This window comes from Sphingomonas olei (assembly GCF_045369765.1).
Taxonomy (GTDB): domain Bacteria; phylum Pseudomonadota; class Alphaproteobacteria; order Sphingomonadales; family Sphingomonadaceae; genus Sphingomonas; species Sphingomonas panaciterrae.
In genome coordinates this window covers 1-729 of sequence record NZ_JBIQEU010000083.1, presented here as the reverse complement: position 1 = coordinate 729, position 729 = coordinate 1, and the positions used below count along the sequence as shown (strand labels likewise).

Here is a 729-nt window from a genome sequence, read left to right as displayed (position 1 = left end):
GGCGGCATTCTGATCGCGCTATTTGTCGGCGAGCGTCGCTACGCGGCTACCGGCTTGGTCTCGGCCGATCGCACATAGGCGTAGAGTGTTGGCTTGGAGATGCCGAGCATCGAGCAAATCTTGGCGATCGGCATCGTGTTCTCATGGTAGAGCCTGACGGCCAGGTCGCGCTTGTCCTTGCCGAGTGCGGCCGGCCGGCCACCCTTCTTGCCGCGAGCGCGGGCTGCGGTGAGACCGGCCTGGGTCCGCTCGCGGATCAGGTTGCGCTCGAACTCCGCCAATGCCCCGAACAGGTGGAAGGTAAGCTTGCCCGACGTGGTGGTCGTGTCGATCGCCTCGTGCAGGCTCAGCAGCCCGACCTTTTCCTCGTCGAGGTAGGTCATCCATCCGATCAGATCACGGAGCGAGCGGCCGAGCCTGTCGAGGCGCCAGACCACCAGTGTGTCGCCGGCGCGAAGCAGCTCCTTCACCTTTTCCAATCCAGGGCGAGCGGCAGTCGCCCCGGAGGCCTTGTCGGTGATGACCTTCTCGCAGCCGGCAGCCTTCAGCGCATCACGCTGGAGGTCCAGGTTCTGCTCGGCGGTCGATACGCGGGCGTAACCGATTTTCATGCGTAGGGCCGGTGGCGCCCCGATCGGGCGCGGTTTGGGAAGAAAGTCGTCATCGGCAGGTCTATGTTGCCCTAGTTTTCTTTACCGGGTAGATTTACGTCGAACAGGCCGGTTTGGC

At 63.8% G+C, this 729-nt stretch carries 1 protein-coding gene; it reads right to left on the bottom strand.

Annotated features, from left to right (window positions below; all coding sequences use genetic code 11):
- Nucleotides 1-38: 38 nt before the first annotated feature.
- The gene (locus ACH0BU_RS18150) at nucleotides 39-611 is read right to left on the bottom strand and encodes a recombinase family protein (RefSeq protein WP_007407197.1); all 573 of its coding nucleotides are present in this window, start codon (nucleotides 609-611) and stop codon (nucleotides 39-41) included.
- Between the last annotated feature and the right edge of the window lie 118 nt (nucleotides 612-729).